Here is a 17,930-nt window from a genome sequence, read left to right as displayed (position 1 = left end):
TCTCTGGCGTTGTTTCAGCGATTTCGCGTTAACGGCAAGATCGAAGAACTTTTATCATTATTAAAGTGATACTCTCGGACTGTCCGCCATAACGAAGCCTTTACGGAAAACAGAAAAAACTCCCTCTGCGGTCAGTTTTGCCTGGGGAAAAGTCTGAACAAACAGCTTGCCTTTAAGGAAATAATCGTGCAATGCTCTTCTCCGTGCGCGACCGCCACACCTTTTTTTAACTCTGAAGAGTACGCATGAGACGTTCCCCTAAAAAAGACGCCCTTCTCCAGGCAGCGAAAGAGCTGTTCGGCGAATACGGCTTTGCCGAGACCACGTTCAAGAAAATATCGGAGAGAGCTGGCGTGGCCCTGGGCCTGCTCACCCATCATTACGGCAGCAAGGAAAAGCTCTTTTTCGCCGCAGGAATGGACGTTCTTCAGAACTTCATCGAAACACTGCGCAAGACCGCTGAGGATTCCCCGGACGGACGCACCGGCGTACTCAACTTCTGCGGAGCCTATCTCGACTTTACCATCGACCAGCGCTCGAATTGGCTCGTCCTCGTGCGCTGCTCTCCCTATACCGACATGAAGCCCAGCGCGGAACGGGAAGTCATGCTCAAGGAATTCGAGAAAGTCCACCACATCCTCGAAGCTCAACTCCAACGTGGACAAAACGACGGCAGCATTCAGCCGCTTTCCGCCATCAGCACGGCACAGATCATCGTGGGGCTGCTCGTCGGCGCCAACCGCACCCGTTTTCTGACGCCCTATACCTACGGCAATTCCCAGACATTCTATACGGAAACCCTCGCCTTCGTGGACAGAGCTATTTCCTTCAAACCGGAGCGCTGACATGGACTCTCTGACCACGGCATCGCTTCTCGGCCTTGTGGAAGGCCTCACGGAATTTATTCCTGTCTCCTCTTCCGGGCACCTCATTATCGCCGGGCATCTGCTGGACTTTCTGGGGCCGAAGGCCGACACATTCGAGGTAGTCATTCAGGTGGGAGCCATTCTTGCCGTTGTGCTTCTGTATGGAAAACGCTTTTTCTCCCTGCTTCGTCCCGATTCCAATGCCGCCTTCTCCGGTATCCGCGGTTTGAGCCTGCTTCTGCTCACGACGTTCCCCGCGGCCTTCCTGGGCCTGTGCCTCCACGACTTCATCAAATCCCTGTTCACGCCCCTGTCCGTTGCCGCCGCACTTGTCGCCGGAGCGGTTCTGATGCTCGCCGTCGAACGGCACGTCTCGCGTTCGTGGGCGGTCCCCAGCTCCCGTGATCTGGATCATATCACCGCACTTCAGGCCCTTGGCATAGGCTGCTTCCAATGTCTTGCCCTCTGGCCAGGCTTTTCCCGCTCTGCATCCACGATCATGGGCGGCATGATACTCGGTGTGCAAAGAAAGACGGCGGCAGAATATTCGTTTATTGCGGCCGTGCCCATCATCGCAGGAGCCGCGGGCTATGATCTTTTGCGCTCGCTGCCGCTCCTGACGGCAGACGACCTCACCTTCTTTCTTGCCGGTTCGGCCGCAGCCTTTGTTTCCGCTGTTATTGCCATTCGATTTTTCATAAAAATTCTGGGAAAATACACGCTGAAGGCTTTCGCCATCTACCGCCTGCTTCTGGCCATACCCGTCTATCTCTTTCTTGCCGGTTAGAAAAATTCCCCAAGGTGGAAAAAAAAATGCTTGCCAAGCGCTGCCGTTTCCTATATTACCTGTTTTGCGCCGCTCTCTCGGCGCACACGGCAAGGTAGCTCAGTTGGTTAGAGCATACGGTTCATACCCGTAGTGTCGAGAGTTCAAATCTCCCCCTTGCTACCAGAATACACAAGGTGAACAGTTCGCTGTTCACCTTTTTTGGGTTAAAAGCTCCCAAATCAAAGCTGGGATTTTCTTTTTGCCCAATAAATTTAAAATAGTTATTGAGACAATCTCATTCCTGAAGTACTTTTTTCGAGAGAGCTTCACCTTTACCTTTCTAACTGATCATAGTAGAGGTAGACGTATGAGGGTAGAAAAGCTGCCGTGGACTTATTCTTCAGCACATGCCGCTTTTCGGGAGGAAAATATGTCCAATGAAAGGTATCCCCACGACAGGCTCCTAGAACTTCGTGAAGCATTTAAGCAAAATCTCCCCATCGATACATCGCTTATCCGCCCGTTCATTCTGGCCTCATGGCAGCGTTGCCGACTCTCCTCGACACATCGAAAAGCGAAAGGTCCGATCTCAGCCGAAATGTTGGCCAGCGCACTGATACGCAATCGAGAGTTGCTTGAAAGCGCCGTTCCCTTCATGGAAAAACTGTTTTCCTCCATCAGTGCAGCACATAGCGTCATCGGGCTGTCCGACAGTACAGGACTCATTCTGCACACGGTAGGACACGAAGAGGACATCAAGGCACTGCCTGTCTTTCAGCGGGGCTTCTTTGCCACAGAAGAACACTCCGGCACCAATGGCATCGGCACGGGGCTCATTGAGAAGCGTCCCATAGAAATCATCGGCGCAGAACATTACTACGGCGACGCTCTCGGCTGGTACTGCTGCAGCGCGCCCATTTTCAACGAAAACGACCTCGTAGGCATTTTTAACATTTCTACCCGTGCGCAAAACCATCATTACCACACTATCGGTCTGGTAGAAGCGGCCGCATACTCCGTCTCCGAACAACTGCGCCTGCGACTGCTGCTTAAGGAACAGAACGCCATGCTGGAATTTCTGGATGAAGGTGTTCTGATCCTCGACAGTGGGAACAAAGTACGCGCCCTGAATGAAAAAGCGCGCTCCATGCTCTCCCCCGGCGGAAGCTCCGCCCAGAACAGACTCACTGGCCTTCCAGTCCACGAACTGCTTCCACTTGAGAAAAGCGATTTGACCGATGTACTTTCCGCACAGCATCGCATCAACGACAGGGAAGTGACTCTCCGCCTGCCCAACGGTGTGTTTCAATACGCGATATCCTGTTCGCCCATTGAAAATGGTGGAGCCATCATCACTCTGCGCAGCGTCAAGCGCATGAGAGAATACGCTGCCCGCATGATGAGTCAGGGCGCTGTGTACTCCTTTGAAAATATCGTGGGAGAGTCCACCGCCATACGGGAAGTACTACGCCTGGCCCGGAAAGCTTCGCAGAGCAATATCACAACACTGATTCTGGGAGAATCGGGGACAGGAAAAGAACTTTTTGCCCAGGCCATTCACAATGCCAGCTCTCGTAAAAACGGTCCCTTTGTGGTGGTCAACTGCGGCTCCATTCCCAGAACACTTCTTGAAAGTGAGCTGTTCGGCTATGAAGACGGGGCATTTACCGGTGCAAGAAAACAGGGCAAACCCGGCAAATTCGAGCTGGCAGACGGCGGTACCGTCTTTCTTGACGAAATCGGGGAGCTTCCCCTTGATGCACAGGCAAGCCTGTTGAGACTGCTCCAGGAAAATGAAGTCGTGCGCGTCGGAGGCACTACGGCAAAACACATTGACATCCGTGTCGTGGCTGCGACGAATCGCAACCTCGAAGAGGCAGTGGGTCAGCAAACCTTCCGCAACGACCTGTATTACAGGCTGAATGTCCTTTCCATCACCATTCCACCACTGCGGGACCGAAAAACAGACATCCGCCTGCTGTCCAATTTTTTCCTTGAAAAATTCTCTCATGCTCTGGGGCGCACCGACGCCAGGTTCACGGAAGAAGTTCTGGAGGCTCTAACGCTCTACGACTGGCCGGGCAATGTCCGTGAACTGGAGAACGTGATCGAACGCACCATCAACATAGCATCCTCGGCTCTTATACAGCTCTCTGATCTGCCTGCCCATATTCTTAAATACCGCACACAGGAACCAGCCCTCCCCGGACATACCGTTCGAAGCAGTGTGCTTAAGACTCAGGAAATGGAAACAATCATGGAAATGCTGCGTGAGACGCAGGGTAACTTCCGCCTGGCAGCCTCAAAATTGGGCATAGCCCGCTGCGTTCTCTATCGTAAGGTCAAACAGATGGGCATGACACCGGGCATGTGGCGTTCAAAAAAAGCAATAATGTAGCAAAGCCCTTCAGGGCGGGGTGGGGTTCTATCGGCCTGAAGGCCGAGGTCTCAAACCATAAAGGAAGTAAGATGATATATTTGTATTCTATTGATACATGTTATAAAGATACATGTATCTTTTAGCTACACTTAAAAAAGAATATCCATTCGAAATTCTTCTAACCTCTTTTATTTTCAAGACATTATAAAATTTATCATTTTGGCACGATTCTTGCTTCTCCAAAGGCAGATTCTCAGAAACAGGAAACGTGTCTCATGTATCGATATGTCCGTGTCAACATGTCCACCGGCAACGTCCGGATTTTAGATCTTCCCAGAGAACGCTGGAGTCTCGGCGGCCGTGGACTGATCAGTCAGATTCTCTATACGGAAATGGATCCAGGCGCTGATCCGCTCTGTGCGAAAAACGTCATGGTGCTGGCTCCTGGCATGTTTGCAGGATACCCTCTTTCCTGCTTTGACGAAATTTTCCTCGGAGCCAAAAGTCCGTCCACTGGACGGCTGGAAAACGTACGTTTCATGAGCCGCGCCTCACGCCTCATGGCCGCCATGAATATACGCCTTGCCATTTTTGAAGGTCAGCCCGCCGACACAAGGCAGCATGTCCTGGTTCTGGATCGGGGACGGGTGTCTCTGGCCACACTGGACGACCTCATGCCTTCCGTCAACCCCGAGGAAATAGGCAGTTACGCGTTGCATAAAGGTCTTCAGGAGCATTTTGGCAGAAACGCCTGTATCATCACCTGGGGACATGCCGCTCTCTTCCGCAGTCCCGATGCCTCGCTGCTCGTTTCTGGTGCTTCAGAAGGCATTCTCAAAAACATTCCCGGTCGTGGCCTCTGTTCCGTCATGGCGTCCAAGGGCGTGCGGGCCATCGTCCTGCGCGGAGGTTCTCCCTTTTTTCCCCCCAAGGCTTCGGGCAACAAAGCCGAGAGTATCTGCCACGATACGGAATGCCTGCTCTGCTGTGCCCGCCTCCATGCCGAATTGCAGAACACTCCCTACGCAAAGGCCAGCCTCTGCCGAGACTGTATCGAGCAGACGCCGCCCTCTTCAAGCCTGGAAAAGATCTGCACCGATCTTGGCCTCTGTCCGACAGCCTGCGATCCCGAACTTCTTCCTTTCACAGCTTCCGATGAAGCAACGCTACGCAGACACCTATTGGAAATATCCCGAAAAAGCTTTTCTCTTCCCCCGCATCAGCACCTGCCGGAAATACATCAGAACGACAGGGCCATAGCCGCATTCGACAGCATGGGACTCTGTCCACATGCGCTGCGGCCTGAAGAACACGACAAGGCACTGAATCTCATGGCCGACCTTGCCGAAGCCGTCTACGGAGGTGCCTGGAACAGGGATACTTTGCTCCGCATGGGCACCGACACACTGAACAAGGAACAGGCGTTCAACAATTGGGCCGAAGCCGAAGCCTCAGGATACAGATAACCTGCACAGTATACAAAACAAGGAGTTTTCTTCATGAGTATCATCGATATGCGTTTTCGCCCTGCAACGCACGAAACCCTTCAGGGGATCCTTACCAATCCGCTTTACCAGTCCTTCAGCGCATCCACGCACTTCGACCAGCGCCCTGCCAGAACGCTTGACGAGGAAGTCGCCATGCTGCGTGATCTCGACGTCGTCCATGCCGTGGTCACCGGCCGCGACATACACTCCAGCGTGGATACGGCGTCAACCAATCCCGGTATGCTGGAAAGTATTCAGAAGTATCCCGACTTCTTTACCGGATTCTACGGCATCGACCCTCTGCTCCGTATGCAGGCACTGCGTGCCTTCCGGCAGGCCATCAGAGAATACGGTGTGCGCGGAGCATCCATTGATCCCGCCATGTCCGGCGTGGACGTTGACAGTGCACTCTACTATCCCTTCTATGCCGCCTGCTGTGAAGAAAACGTCCCCGTTGCCATCACCACGGGCTGTTCCTGCGGCATGCCTCATGTCGTCATCGAACATCATGCGCCATGGCTTATCGACCGCGTGGCCGCAGACTTCCCCGAACTGACCGTTATCGTCAGTCACGGCGGCTATCCCTGGATTATGGAAATGATCGGCGTCGCCACCAGACATGAAAACGTGTACATCGACTTTTCAGCCTGCGCCATGCTCTACAACATGGAACAGTATGTGCAGGCTGCAAACCGCCAGCTCATGACCAAAACTGTATTCTCCAGTGCCCATCCCTTTGATCACATTGCCGATACGCTCAAGCTGTACGCAACGCTTCCGTTCACGGACGAAGCGCGCGAACATGTCATGTATGTAAATGCGGCAAAGCTTCTTGGCCTCTGATCTTTCAAAAGCAACAACCCTGCTCCGTTGGAGCCACCCTCGAACCATTTTAACGGAGGAATCCATGAACAGATTTCTGAAAGGCTGCCTGGTTTTCGCTCTCATCGCCACTTTTGGCACCGTACTTCCCGGACAGGCGCAGGCCAGGGAAAAGAAAATCCTTATCCGCGTCTCTCATACCGGCTCGGAAGGCAACGAGTTCTATATGGGCTGGGAAAAATTCAAGGAGCTTCTGGAACAGAAGACCAATGGCCGCGTCCAGGTGAAGATCTACCCCAACGCTGTACTCGGTTCCGACCGTGTGGCCGGTGAAGCCGTACAGCAGGGTAATCTCGAAGTCGCATCCATTGCGACCAACATTCTCTCCAGTTTCCACAAGAGCGCTACGGCCTTTGACATGCCGTATATCTGCGATCCGGCCAAAATGATGCCATATATGAACGCACTTGCTTATGGTGACCTGAACAAGTATCTGGTAGAAAAAATGGCCGAAGTTGATCTGTTCCCCTTCATCTTTAATGCCACTGCCATGCGTTCGTGGGCTTTCACGAAAAAAGATGTCAAGACCGTGGACGACCTTGCAGGCATCAAGATCCGTGCCACTCCCTCTCCCATTGATATCGCCAACTGCAAGGCCGTGGGAATGAATCCCACCGCCCTGGCCTTTGATGCTGTCTATCAGGCTCTTCAGCAGGGTACTGTGGAAGGCGAACTGCTCTCTTACAGCTCTATGCGTGCATGGGGCCGTGCCGAAATCCTGCACTGCATGTTCCCCACGCAGCATAACTTTCCCATCCATGTTGGCTGCATGAGCAAAAAGTTCTTTGAATCCCTGCCCGCCGACATTCAGGCCGCCGTCATGGAAGCTGCAAAGGAAGCCCAGGAATGGGAATGGACAGTGCTGGAGAACGAAGAAAAACTCGGTCTTGAATACTGCCAGAAGAACGGCGTAAAGGTGAACTTCCTTGACGACGCCCAGAAGGCTGCGCTCAATGAAAAATTCAAAGCCGTATGGGATGAATTTGGCCCTCAGCTTGATCCCAGGATGATTCAGCTTATCAGGGACGCTCAAAAGTAACTTCCACAGGATTCGAAGCCTTCCCGGTTTCAGATCCATTTCTCTGCCGGTGCGGAATTATTCTGCACCGGCAGCCCCCCGAAGCCTTTCGCAAAACCCGCTTTCTGCTTACTCCTCAACAGCTCGGAAATACCCCATTTCTCGTTGCCGAACTCACAGAAGAACATGTTTCGCCTGACAGAAGCATCTGCAAGCGGAAAACCGTTTCACCAGTCAACGCTCTGAAAGGAGTTTTTTGAACATGACCGCCTCTACCCTCAACAGCGCCGGAAACAGCGGCATCCTGCACTGGCTCGACGAAAACTTTGAAAAGCCGTTTCTTGTCATTGCGCTGCTGATGGCTGTGGCGCTCATCACCTATCAGGTACTGTTCCGTTACATTGCCACCAACCTCTTCGGTATGGCAGGTTCCACGGCTGAAGTGGAAGAGCTGGCCATATGGTGCTTCATCTGGCTCTCTTACCTCTCTATCCCCCTGATCATCAAAAAACGCGCACACATCCGCATCACCCTTTTCTTCGACGCCATGCCCCAGCGCATCCAAAACATGCTCTGGGTGCTGGACGAAGCACTGTTTCTTGTCTTCACCGGTGTACTGGCCTATCTCTGCTACAATCTGTCCATGATGCAGATTGCCAAACCGCAATTCTCCCCTGCAATGGGCATTTCCTACGCCTTCCCGTATGCTGTCCTGCCCATCAGCTTTGTCCTTATGAGCATCCGGCTTATCCAGAACCTCATCCGACAGATCCGCAAAACCGGACTGCTTGATTCTCTCATAGCTCTGGCCGTTGGTCTGATCCTGTCCGTGCCCATCATCGACCAGTGGGAACTGGAAATCGTCACCGTACTCGGCTGTACCATGTTCCTCTGTTTGCTCCTTGGTGTACCCATAGCCGTCACTCTCGGCTTCTCGGCCATGGCGGCTCTGTACAATTCGGATTTTCTGCACATCTCCACCCAGGCCCCTACCTGCTTCAGCGCACTGGATTCCTTTACCATCATGTCCATTTTCTTCTTTGTCGCGGCGGGCGTATTCATGAGGTCAGGAGGTCTGTCGCGCCAACTGGTGAATCTGGCCGACATGCTGGTAGGCAAGGCTGTGGGAGGCATGGCGCTGGCTACAGTGGTCACCTGCATGTTCTTCGCTGCCATCTGCGGCTCCGGGCCCGCCACTGTTGCAGCCATCGGCGCCATTACCATTCCCGCCATGGTGGAACGCGGCTATGACAAGCGCTTCGCCACGGCTCTGGTGGCCTGTGCCGGATCCATCGGTGTCATGATTCCGCCCAGCAATCCCATGGTCGTATACGGCGTCATTGCAAAGGCCTCCATAGGCAAACTGTTCATGGGCGGTATCATTCCCGGTATTCTGGTAGGCTGCGTACTCATGGCCTACAGCTGGTGGATCAGCAAAAAGCACGGCTGGATGGGCAATACTGAAAAACTCCCCTTCCGGCAGGTTTTGCGTACGCTTTGGGAAGCCAAATGGGCACTCATGGTACCGGTGATCATCCTTGGCGGTATCTACGGCGGCATCATGACTCCCACTGAAGCAGCCGCTATCAGCGCCTCCTATGGCCTGTTCGTGGGAACATTCATCTACAAAGGCATCACGCGCAAAAACTTTTTCAGCGTTTGTGTGGAATGCTGCACCACAAGTTCGGTCATCATTTTCCTCATCGCTATGGCAAGCAGCTTCGGCTATCTGCTCGCCCTGGAATCCGTGCCGGAAACCATCGCCAAGGCCATTCTCTCCGTCGCAAGCAACAAGTACCTTGTCCTGCTGCTCATCAACCTTTTTCTGCTGGTGGTGGGCGCTCTCATGGAGCCTGCGGCGGCGACCATCATTCTTACGCCCATACTGGCCCCCATCGCCGTCAAACTGGGAGTGGACATCGTACACTTCGGCATTATCATGACCGTAAACCTGGCCATTGGTTTCATCACTCCGCCTGTCGGCACCAACCTTTTTGTCGGCAGCGCGGTGAGCGGACTCAAGGTGGAAGTGGTTGCAAAAGCAGCTCTGCCCATGGTCGTCCTCATGATCGCAGTACTCTTCCTGCTCACATATATCCCGGAACTGTCTCTGTTCCTGCCGAACCGTATGATGTGACGTTCCGGCCCATGCGGACAGATACAAAACGCTTTCCCCTCTTCCACCTCCTTTCAACGGCAGATAAAAAAACTGCTTTCTTTACAGGAGTCAACCATGAGCTGCTGCTGTGCACTTTCCCCTCAGGAAAAAATCCTTCAGGACAAGGCCGCCGGTAAAGACAATCCCAACCGGTCCAAGCATGAAAGACTTTTCGACATTCTGGAGACCTTCGACGGCATGGCTCCCATCATCGATGCCGACCGTGCCCTGCTCTTCACCCAATCCATGAAGGAGACCGAAGGCCAACCCCTCGAACTGCGCTGGGCCAAGGCCCTCATGAATATCGCCAGACATATCCCCGTTCACATCGACTACAGGCAGCTCCTCGCCGGGCGCTGCGGCACCACAGGCCGTTATGGTATCCTGTATCCCGAACTGGACGGTGACTTTATGGCTGACGCTCTTGATGCTCTGGCCGAGGCAAAGACCGCAGCCCCAATAAGCGTTTCTCCCGATGTCGCCGCAAAGGTTCGTCATGAAATCACGCCGTATTGGAAAGGCAAGACCTTCCATGAGGATCTCAATCGTTCCCTGCCTCCCGAAGTCCACCGTCTGGCTTACAACGATGAACTGGGCATCAAGACACGTTTTGTTGTCAGCGAGAACGCTTCCTACCGTTCCAGTCAGCAGTGGGTGCTGGACTATGCCAAAGTTATCGACCGTGGTTTTGCCGGCATCAAGGCGGATGCACAGGCCAGGCTTGACGCCCTTGACCCGCTCAGTCCGATGGACACACTGAAAAAACGTCCCTTCCTTGAAGCCGTCATTATCACCTGTGACGCCATCGTCGTCTGGGCGCACCGCCATGCGGAACTGGCACGAAGCATGGCCTCCGAAGAAAAAGACCCTGTACGCAGGGAGGAACTTCTGCAGATCGCCGAACGGTGCGAGCGTGTTCCGGAATTTCCGGCCCGCAATTTCCGCGAAGCGGTGCAGGCTCAATGGTTTGCCCAGATGTTCTCCCGTCTGGAACAGCGTACCGGCACCATCATTTCCAACGGGCGTATGGATCAGTATTTCTACAGACTCTACAAGCAGGATATCGAGTCCGGCGCAATCACTGATGACGAAGTTCTGGAAATGCTGGACTGCATGTGGGTAGGTATGGCCCAGTTTACCGACATCTCACTTTCCCCAGGCGGACTGGCCACTCAGGAAGGCTATGCACATTGGGAAGCCGTGACCATCGGCGGACAGACGCGGGACGGAAAGGACGCCACCAATGAACTGTCCTACCTCATCCTGAAATCCCGTCAGGCTTCTCCCATGCCTTATCCCGACCTTGCCACGCGTATCCACTCCCGTTCACCGCAGCGCTTTCTCTGGGAGATCGCGGAAACCATCAAGGTGGGACAGGGGTATCCCAAGCTGTTCAACGATGAAGAGATCATTCCTCTGCATCTTGCCAAGGGCGCACCTCTGGGTGATATTTTCGACTACACGGCCTCCGGCTGCGCCGAGATACGCATGCCCAACCGTGATACCATGACCAGCTCCTGCGGACAGGTGAATCTGGGCGCAGCGCTTGAAATGGTTCTGCGCAACGGCCGCATGAAAAAATATGGGGAGGAGCTTATCGGTCTGGAAACCGGCGACCCCAGAACCTTCACCTGCTGGGAAGACTTCTGGCAGGCGTACCTCAGGCAACTGGATCATCTGCTGGCCGCTTCCTATGTGGAACAGTGCGTTATCCATCACACCCGTGCCCGCCACTTTGCCGGTCCGCTGGCTTCCTGCCTGCACGATCTGTGTATGGCTTCCTGCATGGATCTGCACACAGATGAAAAGATTCCCGGAGGCATCGATCTCGGCTTTGTGGACATCATCGGCTTTGCCACTCTGGTGGACTCTCTGAGCGCAGTCAAGAAATGCGTGTATGAAGAACACTCCGTCGGCATGGATGAACTTCTGCGTGCTCTGGATGACGACTTTGAAGGTCACGAGGCCCTGCGGCTGCGTCTGACGCGCGCTCCCAAGTTTGGCAATAATGATATGTACGCCGATTCCATCGGCCTTGCCGTGGATCGCGCCGCTCAGGAGTACTGCCATAAGTACGCACCGGAAACCGGTCTGCACATTGATATCCGCACCGTGTCCGTGACGGCAAACGTGCCCCACGGCAAGGAAGTGGGGGCTCTGCCCTGCGGCCGCAAGGCGTGGATGCCATTCTCTGATGGTTCCTCTCCCGCACAGGGGGCCGATCTCAAAGGCCCTACGCAGTCCATTATTTCAAATTACAACACCAAAAACTGGGATTATAACGAGCGTGCCGCTCGTCTGCTGAACATCAAGTTTTCGCCGAAGTGTCTGGAAGGCGATGCGGGCACTGAAAAGTTGGTCAGCTTCATCCGCGTGTTCTGCGATCTCAAGCTGTGGCATCTGCAATTCAACGTCATCAACCGTGACACGCTGCTGGCCGCACAAGCGGATCCCAAGCGCTACCGCAACCTCATTATCCGCATCGCGGGCTACAGTGCCTACTTCACGGAGCTTTCCCGCGACTTGCAGAACGACCTCATCAGCCGTACGGAACAAACCTCCATCTGACACCTGCAAACGCCCGCTTCTTCCGTCACATTTCTTCCGGACGGAAGAAGCGGCGGTCTGTTCATGGAGACTTGCCATGTCAGCAAACGCTCTGGAAAAAGGCGTTGTTTTCAACATTCAAAAATACTCGGTACATGACGGCCCGGGCATACGCACTATCGTTTTCCTCAAGGGATGCCCCTTGCGCTGCCGCTGGTGTAGCAATCCCGAATCGCAAAGGGCAGCTCCCGACATCGCCTGGAATCACACGCTGTGTATCGGCTGCCAAAGCTGTGTACAGGTCTGTCCCCAGCACGCGCTGAGCCTTGATTCCCAAGGTCTGCACAAGGATCATGCACACTGCATCGGATGTGCCGCCTGCGTCCATATCTGCCCTGCCGCTGCTATGTTCCGTTACGGTGGTGAAAGCTGCGTCGGGGATATACTCGACGATGTGGAAAAGGATTCTCTGTTCTATGCCCGATCCGGCGGCGGTCTCACACTGTCCGGCGGCGAACCGCTCTTTCAGCCCCAATTCGCTCTGGCTCTCTTGCGGGAAGCACAAGAAAGGCACATACACCGTGCCATGGAAAGCTGTGCCTGCTGCCCCGAAGAAACCTTCCTGGCCGCAGCGGAGCTGCTCAACTATCTTCTCGTGGATGTGAAAAGCCTGAATGCAGAAAAACACCAGGCCTTCACCGGCCAGTCAAACGAACGCATTCTCTCCAACATTCAAAAAGTCAGGCAGGCGTTTCCCGATCTGAAGCTGCATCTGCGCACGCCTGTCATCCCTGGCTTCAACGATACGGAAAAGGAAATCGCTGCCATTGCCGGCTTTGCCCGCGATGTAGGGGCGCATGTCTATGAGCTGCTTCCCTACCACAAAATGGGAGAATCCAAATACCGCTTTCTCGGCAAGGACTATCCCATGGGCGATGCCGCACTCGATGAGACTTCCTTTAGCTCTCTTCAGGCTCTGGCAGGCCGTATCCTTCCTTCATCCCTCGAGAGACGGGAATGATGCTGGCGCGGCGCTGCCCCCATACCTTCTGCGACTGGACGACTGCAGACACCACCAGAAAAGGGAGCTGCGGACATGTTCCGCGGCTCCCCTTAAATTTCTGGTCGGGATGACTAGATTTGAACTAGCGACCCCTTGAACCCCATTCAAGTGCGCTCCCAGACTGCGCTACATCCCGACACTGGGTCTTGAAGAGAAATCAGGTGGAGCTCATGAACAGAATTGAACTGTTGACCTCATCCTTACCAAGGATGCGCTCTACCAACTGAGCTACATGAGCGTCTCTCCAAGCAGAGGTGAAGCTATCCAAACACCCTCTGTCCGTCAAGTGAAAAAACGGAAAATCGAAAATTTTCTTCCCGTTAGCCCTTTGCCATGACACGCCGGATCAATGCCTCCTCGCTTTCCCGCAGAACGGTTTCAAGCATCTTTTGAGCCTGTCCGTCCAGGCTCCAGGCCGCGCCCCGGACAACAAGCGGCCAGAAGCTCCGCCTCGGCAGCTCACGGGCGGACGATGCTCCGCTCCCGCGCACCAGGAGGCAGCCTGCATGAACTCCCAGCGCTGCCACACGCGCATTGGTCAGGCCATGTCCCGGACTTGCGGTGAGCTCCAGGGCAACGCCCTTTTCCGCCGCAAGCTGGGCGGTCTCCTCGTCGATCAGTCCGGGGTGCAAAAGCAGATCCGCACCAGCTTCCGCGGCGGCGAAATTCGTTCCTTCAGCCACCTGATCCACGATGCTTTCCCCGTAGACCGCGATGAGGGCTATACCCGCCCTTCGTGCTTCCTGCACGGCACTGGGAAGAAGCGCCGGCGGAACATGCCTGAGTTCCACCCCCACAACGGCCTCGATACCGGCGTACAGGCTCAGACGGCGGACGTGTTCCGCTGCGGCAAGAACGGGCGCGAAATCCCCGTCCGAAGGCATGAGCAGGCCTGCAAAACGCAGACCGGCAAGCGCAGCCCGACGCAGGGCCGAGGCGACATCCAGCCCGTCTTCCCCGGCATGAATCCGAATATGGAAATCGATCATTCCGCCTCCTGAAGCGTTCGGCTGAAAAATTTCAGCCGCAGTCCGCAGACTGAGTATAGAAGGAAAAACGGGAAAGGAAAAGCCCGGCTTCGGCACTTCTCCCGCATTTGCGCTTCTGACGCAATTCGTGTAGACTGAGTTTTCACAATCGCAGATACCGAGGAGTATCATGTTTCAATCCACAGTCGCCCCATCCGCCGACTGACTCCGCAACCGACGGATAGGGGTCGTGCGGATTGCCTCTCCCCTCCCCGCTTCGGCGGCGTAACCATGTTTGCCGGCAGAGCCGGACAAACACGCCGCCTGCGCTATCAGCTCGCTGACGCTCGCGCCTCCGGCGGTTAAGGGAGGGAGGGATTACGGAAAAAGATTTCATCGGCTTCGCCGTCTTGTCAACTACTCTTTTTCTCCTGAAAGGGAAGGTTTCAAGCCACAAAGGAATTTTTGATGAATACAGAAAAAAAATACTCCACGCTTCCCGCGCTCCAGAAGGCCGGACTTATGGAACACTGGCTTCAGGAGCACAAGGGCCGCGATCTCACCTCTTTCCGATTGCCTGCGGAAAATCCGCTGGCGGAAGCCGTCATCATCGTGACCGCCTCGTCAGCCCGCCACGCCCGCAGTCTGGCCGACGGACTGACGGAGATGTGCAAGCAGGAAACCTTTGAGATCCTGCGCACCGAAGGCTATCAGGAAGGCGAATGGGTACTTGTGGATCTCAACGACATCATTGTCCATATTTTCCAGCAGCCCGCCCGTGAACGCTACCACCTCGAAGGACTCTGGAGAGACGCAGCCCCGCTGCCTGCCACAGCAGCGGACGGAAAGGAGAACTGACCTTGGCTTTCAGACCTTTGCTTTTCCTCATACTCGATGGTTACGGGCTGGCTCCTGCGGGGCCGGGCAATGCGGCTTATCTGGCAAAGACTCCCACGCTCGACCGTCTTCTGTCCCTTCCCGGCATGGGCCGTCTGGACGCCTCGGGTCTCGAAGTCGGCCTGCCCCGCGGTTTCATCGGCAATTCCGAAGTGGGACATCTGAACATCGGCGCGGGCCGAGTTGTCTATCAGGACATGACCCGCATTGACCTCGCCATCGAGACAGGCGATCTGTTCAAGAATCCCGTCCTCGTTGAACTCTGCGCAAAAGTCCGCGCCCGCGGCGGCCGCCTGCACTTCTGCGGACTGCTTTCCGACGGCGGTGTTCACAGCCACATCAATCATCTTACAGCGTTACTTGAACTTGCACACCGGGAAAAGGTTCCGGCTCTCGTCCACGCCTTCCTCGATGGCCGCGACACGCCGCCCCGCTCAGGCCTTGACTTCGTGCGGCAGCTCTTTCCCGCCCTCGAAAAGCATGACGCCAAACTCGCCGATGTCATTGGCCGCTTCTATGCCATGGATCGCGACAAGCGCTGGGAGCGTGTCAAAGTTGCCTGGGATATGCTGGTTCACGGTGAAGGCGAACACGTTGACAGCGTTGAAAGCGCGATACTGAACGCCTATGCCCATGATGAAACCGACGAATTTCTGAAGCCGCGCATCCTGCTTTCGGACGGCGAGTCTGCCTTCCGCGACGGCGACGGCGTGTTCTGCTTCAATTTCCGCGCCGACCGCGGACGGGAACTCGTCCATGCGCTCACCGACACCGGCTTTGCCATGTTCGAGCGCGGAACCGTGCCCGATCTGGCCGGCGTCGCTTCCATGACTTCCTACGACGCTTCACTGTCCGTACCCGTTGCCTTCACCAAGGAAAACATCCTGCACACGATGGGTGAAGTCGTTTCGGAGCTGGGACTGAATCAGCTTCGCATCGCGGAAACGGAAAAATACGCCCACGTCACCTACTTTTTCAGCGGCGGCCGCGAAGTCCCCTTTAAAAACGAAGATCGCATCCTCGTTGAATCTCCCCGCGATGTCCCGACCTACGACCTCAAGCCCCAGATGAGCGCGGAAGAAGTCACGGAAAAACTCCTGGCCGCCTGGAATTCCGGAAAATATTCCTTTGTGGTCTGCAACCTCGCCAATCCAGACATGGTGGGACATACCGGCGTCATACCGGCCGCTATCAAGGCCTGTGAGACCGTGGACGCCTGCGTTGCGCGCATCGAGAAGGCTGTCATGGACAGAGGAGGGATCTTCTGTCTCACCGCCGACCACGGCAACGTAGAAACCATGCTCGATGAACAGGGACGTCCGCACACGGCCCACACGCTGAACAAAACGCCTCTCGTTCTCATCGAGGACGGGAAGCCCCATGCGCTCAAGGACGGAAAGCTGGCGGACATCATGCCTACGCTGCTGACGCTGTGGAACGTGCCTGTCCCCGCCGAAATGACGGGAAACGTTCTGCTTGCCTGACAACACGGAGCCTGTCCTCACGGCAGGCTCCTCTTTTTGGAGTTCTGGAAATGCCTGTTGCCGATCCCGTAAAACCCGAAGGCCTGGCCATGCTTTTCGTCTACGTCTGCCCTTACTGCCAGAATGAAGTGGTTCTCGTCGCGCCGACGCGTCCCATGAACGTGACCTGCGGGGCCTGCCGCAACGCCTTCCCCATCGTCCCCGTGGATGAGCGCACCGTTCAATATGTCATGACCATCCTGGGAGACGGCAAGGCGGCAGTCGACCCCAGCTATTAGAACCGTGTTCTTTCCACGCTGGAGAAAGAATCCTGCGCCCCGGCAGGCGGCTCTGCCCTGATGACAGCGCAGCGGGTCAGCCACGCGGCATGGCGGCATCGACATTTTGCTTGACCTGCCAGACTTCCTTTCCTATAAAACAGCCATGCGCTTGTAGCTCAGCTGGATAGAGCAACTGCCTTCTAAGCAGTGGGTCGCAGGTTCGAATCCTGCCAGGCGCACCAGAATAAAATCAAGGGGTTAGGTGCATAAAGACACCTGACCTCTTTTTGTATGTTTTTTATTTTCCAACCTTATTTCCAAACCTCATGAGGGCGCATAAAATATAAGAATCTTCCGCACACGAAATGAGAACGTGCCAAAACAAAAAATACGTTGGCAGTTTTTTTGATTTAAGTTTTCGAGATAGCCGTTGCTCGTCAAGAGGGAGAGAAGACAATTCTTGTTGCTTCTCTGTCGTTCCGTCTTTTACGCAGGAAATGACAGACCCTTAAGGCTTCTTCCCTCTGCCCTGTGTGCCGCATACGCTTCCATGAGCATGGCCGCATGGGCAGGCAGGACAAGCTCAGGGGCATAGGCCGCCAACACATCCTGCCGGGCGCGGGTGCGCAGCGGCGCATAGTCAGGGGCGTGTTCCAGCGCATGGAGCACGGCGGCAAACCGCTTTCGGTGACTGTCCTGCGGGAATGGCAACATATTGATACCCGGCTTCAAAAACCCTTCCTCTGACAGCGGCGACATCAGGAGCGCGCCGCAGCTCATGGCTTCCAGCCTGCCGGGGAAAAGCCCGTCCCTTTCGTTCGGGCAGAGGTGCAGCGCGGAGGTACAGAAGAGATCCCGCCGTGCGGCAAGGGGCAGAAACTCCGCCGCGTGCAGGCGGCTGCGTACATCCTCAGGCAGACGCCGCAGCCACAACGTGCCCGCATGGTTTTGTCCGTACTCCAGCACCGCATGACAGCGCGGGCGAAGCGTCAGAAGGTCAACCACCAGCCGGCGCACGGCGCGGGTGCCTGCTTCATCCAGTCCCTTCATGTCCACGGAAATGAGTTCCGGGGCAGCCGTGCGGCCATCCGGCAGAAAGGTTTTTGCCTGCACGGGGTCAAGCAGTTCCGTCTCCACCCAGGGGGTTGCCA

14 protein-coding genes and 4 tRNA genes are annotated in these 17,930 nt (G+C 55.3%); 14 read left to right on the top strand and 4 right to left on the bottom strand.

Features of this window, described 5'->3' with window-relative positions:
* Positions 1-245 precede the first annotated feature (245 nt).
* The 10 genes from Q0Z94_RS07930 (at position 246) to Q0Z94_RS07885 (ending at position 13,128) form a co-directional block, all read left to right on the top strand.
* Positions 246-845: a TetR/AcrR family transcriptional regulator gene (locus Q0Z94_RS07930; RefSeq protein WP_298068501.1), complete on the top strand. Its 600-nt coding sequence runs from the start codon at positions 246-248 to the stop codon at positions 843-845.
* A gap of 1 nt (position 846) precedes the next feature.
* Positions 847-1,653: an undecaprenyl-diphosphate phosphatase gene (locus tag Q0Z94_RS07925; protein ID WP_298068498.1), complete on the top strand. Its 807-nt coding sequence runs from the start codon at positions 847-849 to the stop codon at positions 1,651-1,653.
* Between the two features lie 88 nt (positions 1,654-1,741).
* Positions 1,742-1,818, top strand: a tRNA-Met gene (locus tag Q0Z94_RS07920).
* A 472-nt stretch (positions 1,819-2,290) separates the two neighbouring features.
* Positions 2,291-4,033 carry a sigma 54-interacting transcriptional regulator gene (locus Q0Z94_RS07915; protein ID WP_298068496.1) on the top strand — a complete coding sequence of 581 codons (1,743 nt, stop codon included), beginning with the start codon at positions 2,291-2,293 and terminating at the stop codon, positions 4,031-4,033.
* A gap of 257 nt (positions 4,034-4,290) precedes the next feature.
* Positions 4,291-5,481, top strand: coding sequence for an aldehyde ferredoxin oxidoreductase N-terminal domain-containing protein (locus tag Q0Z94_RS07910; RefSeq protein ID WP_298068494.1), 1,191 nt, complete (start codon positions 4,291-4,293; stop codon positions 5,479-5,481).
* 33 nt (positions 5,482-5,514) lie between these two features.
* On the top strand, positions 5,515-6,345 hold the full coding sequence (locus Q0Z94_RS07905) for an amidohydrolase family protein (protein ID WP_298068492.1): 831 nt from the start codon (positions 5,515-5,517) through the stop codon (positions 6,343-6,345).
* Between the two features lie 64 nt (positions 6,346-6,409).
* A complete protein-coding gene (locus tag Q0Z94_RS07900) occupies positions 6,410-7,423 on the top strand; it encodes a TRAP transporter substrate-binding protein (protein WP_298068490.1) in 1,014 nt (337 codons plus the stop codon).
* Positions 7,424-7,664: 241 nt separating this feature from the next.
* Positions 7,665-9,539, top strand: coding sequence for a TRAP transporter large permease subunit (locus Q0Z94_RS07895; RefSeq protein ID WP_298068488.1), 1,875 nt, complete (start codon positions 7,665-7,667; stop codon positions 9,537-9,539).
* A gap of 96 nt (positions 9,540-9,635) precedes the next feature.
* Complete coding sequence (locus Q0Z94_RS07890) at positions 9,636-12,128, top strand: pyruvate formate lyase family protein (protein WP_298068486.1); 2,493 nt, start codon at positions 9,636-9,638, stop codon at positions 12,126-12,128.
* Positions 12,129-12,204: 76 nt separating this feature from the next.
* The gene (locus Q0Z94_RS07885) at positions 12,205-13,128 is read left to right on the top strand and encodes a glycyl-radical enzyme activating protein (RefSeq protein WP_298068484.1); all 924 of its coding nucleotides are present in this window, start codon (positions 12,205-12,207) and stop codon (positions 13,126-13,128) included.
* Between the two features lie 101 nt (positions 13,129-13,229).
* Here the strand turns inward: Q0Z94_RS07885 and Q0Z94_RS07880 are convergent.
* The 3 genes from Q0Z94_RS07880 to Q0Z94_RS07870 form a co-directional block, all read right to left on the bottom strand.
* A tRNA-Pro gene (locus Q0Z94_RS07880) sits at positions 13,230-13,306 on the bottom strand.
* 26 nt (positions 13,307-13,332) lie between these two features.
* Positions 13,333-13,408: transfer RNA gene (locus tag Q0Z94_RS07875), tRNA-Thr, on the bottom strand.
* Between the two features lie 82 nt (positions 13,409-13,490).
* Positions 13,491-14,159, bottom strand: coding sequence for a histidinol phosphate phosphatase domain-containing protein (locus tag Q0Z94_RS07870; protein ID WP_298068483.1), 669 nt, complete (start codon positions 14,157-14,159; stop codon positions 13,491-13,493).
* 447 nt (positions 14,160-14,606) lie between these two features.
* Here Q0Z94_RS07870 and rsfS point away from each other — a divergent pair, with 447 nt between their 5' ends.
* From rsfS to Q0Z94_RS07850, 4 genes are all read left to right on the top strand, one after another.
* The gene (gene rsfS, locus Q0Z94_RS07865) at positions 14,607-14,996 is read left to right on the top strand and encodes a ribosome silencing factor (RefSeq protein WP_298068481.1); all 390 of its coding nucleotides are present in this window, start codon (positions 14,607-14,609) and stop codon (positions 14,994-14,996) included.
* A gap of 2 nt (positions 14,997-14,998) precedes the next feature.
* A complete protein-coding gene (gpmI, locus tag Q0Z94_RS07860) occupies positions 14,999-16,519 on the top strand; it encodes a 2,3-bisphosphoglycerate-independent phosphoglycerate mutase (RefSeq protein ID WP_298068479.1) in 1,521 nt (506 codons plus the stop codon).
* A gap of 50 nt (positions 16,520-16,569) precedes the next feature.
* The gene (locus Q0Z94_RS07855) at positions 16,570-16,797 is read left to right on the top strand and encodes a hypothetical protein (RefSeq protein WP_298068478.1); all 228 of its coding nucleotides are present in this window, start codon (positions 16,570-16,572) and stop codon (positions 16,795-16,797) included.
* A 147-nt stretch (positions 16,798-16,944) separates the two neighbouring features.
* A tRNA-Arg gene (locus Q0Z94_RS07850) sits at positions 16,945-17,021 on the top strand.
* A gap of 244 nt (positions 17,022-17,265) precedes the next feature.
* Here Q0Z94_RS07850 and Q0Z94_RS07845 read toward each other — a convergent pair.
* A partial coding sequence (locus Q0Z94_RS07845; RefSeq protein ID WP_298068476.1) for a hypothetical protein occupies positions 17,266-17,930 on the bottom strand: 665 nt, incomplete at its 5' end.

The sequence above is a fragment of the uncultured Mailhella sp. genome (assembly GCF_947631555.1).
Lineage (GTDB): Bacteria > Desulfobacterota > Desulfovibrionia > Desulfovibrionales > Desulfovibrionaceae > Mailhella.
The sequence above is the reverse complement of the archived record's forward strand: the minus strand, read 5'-3'. Positions and strand labels throughout refer to the sequence as shown.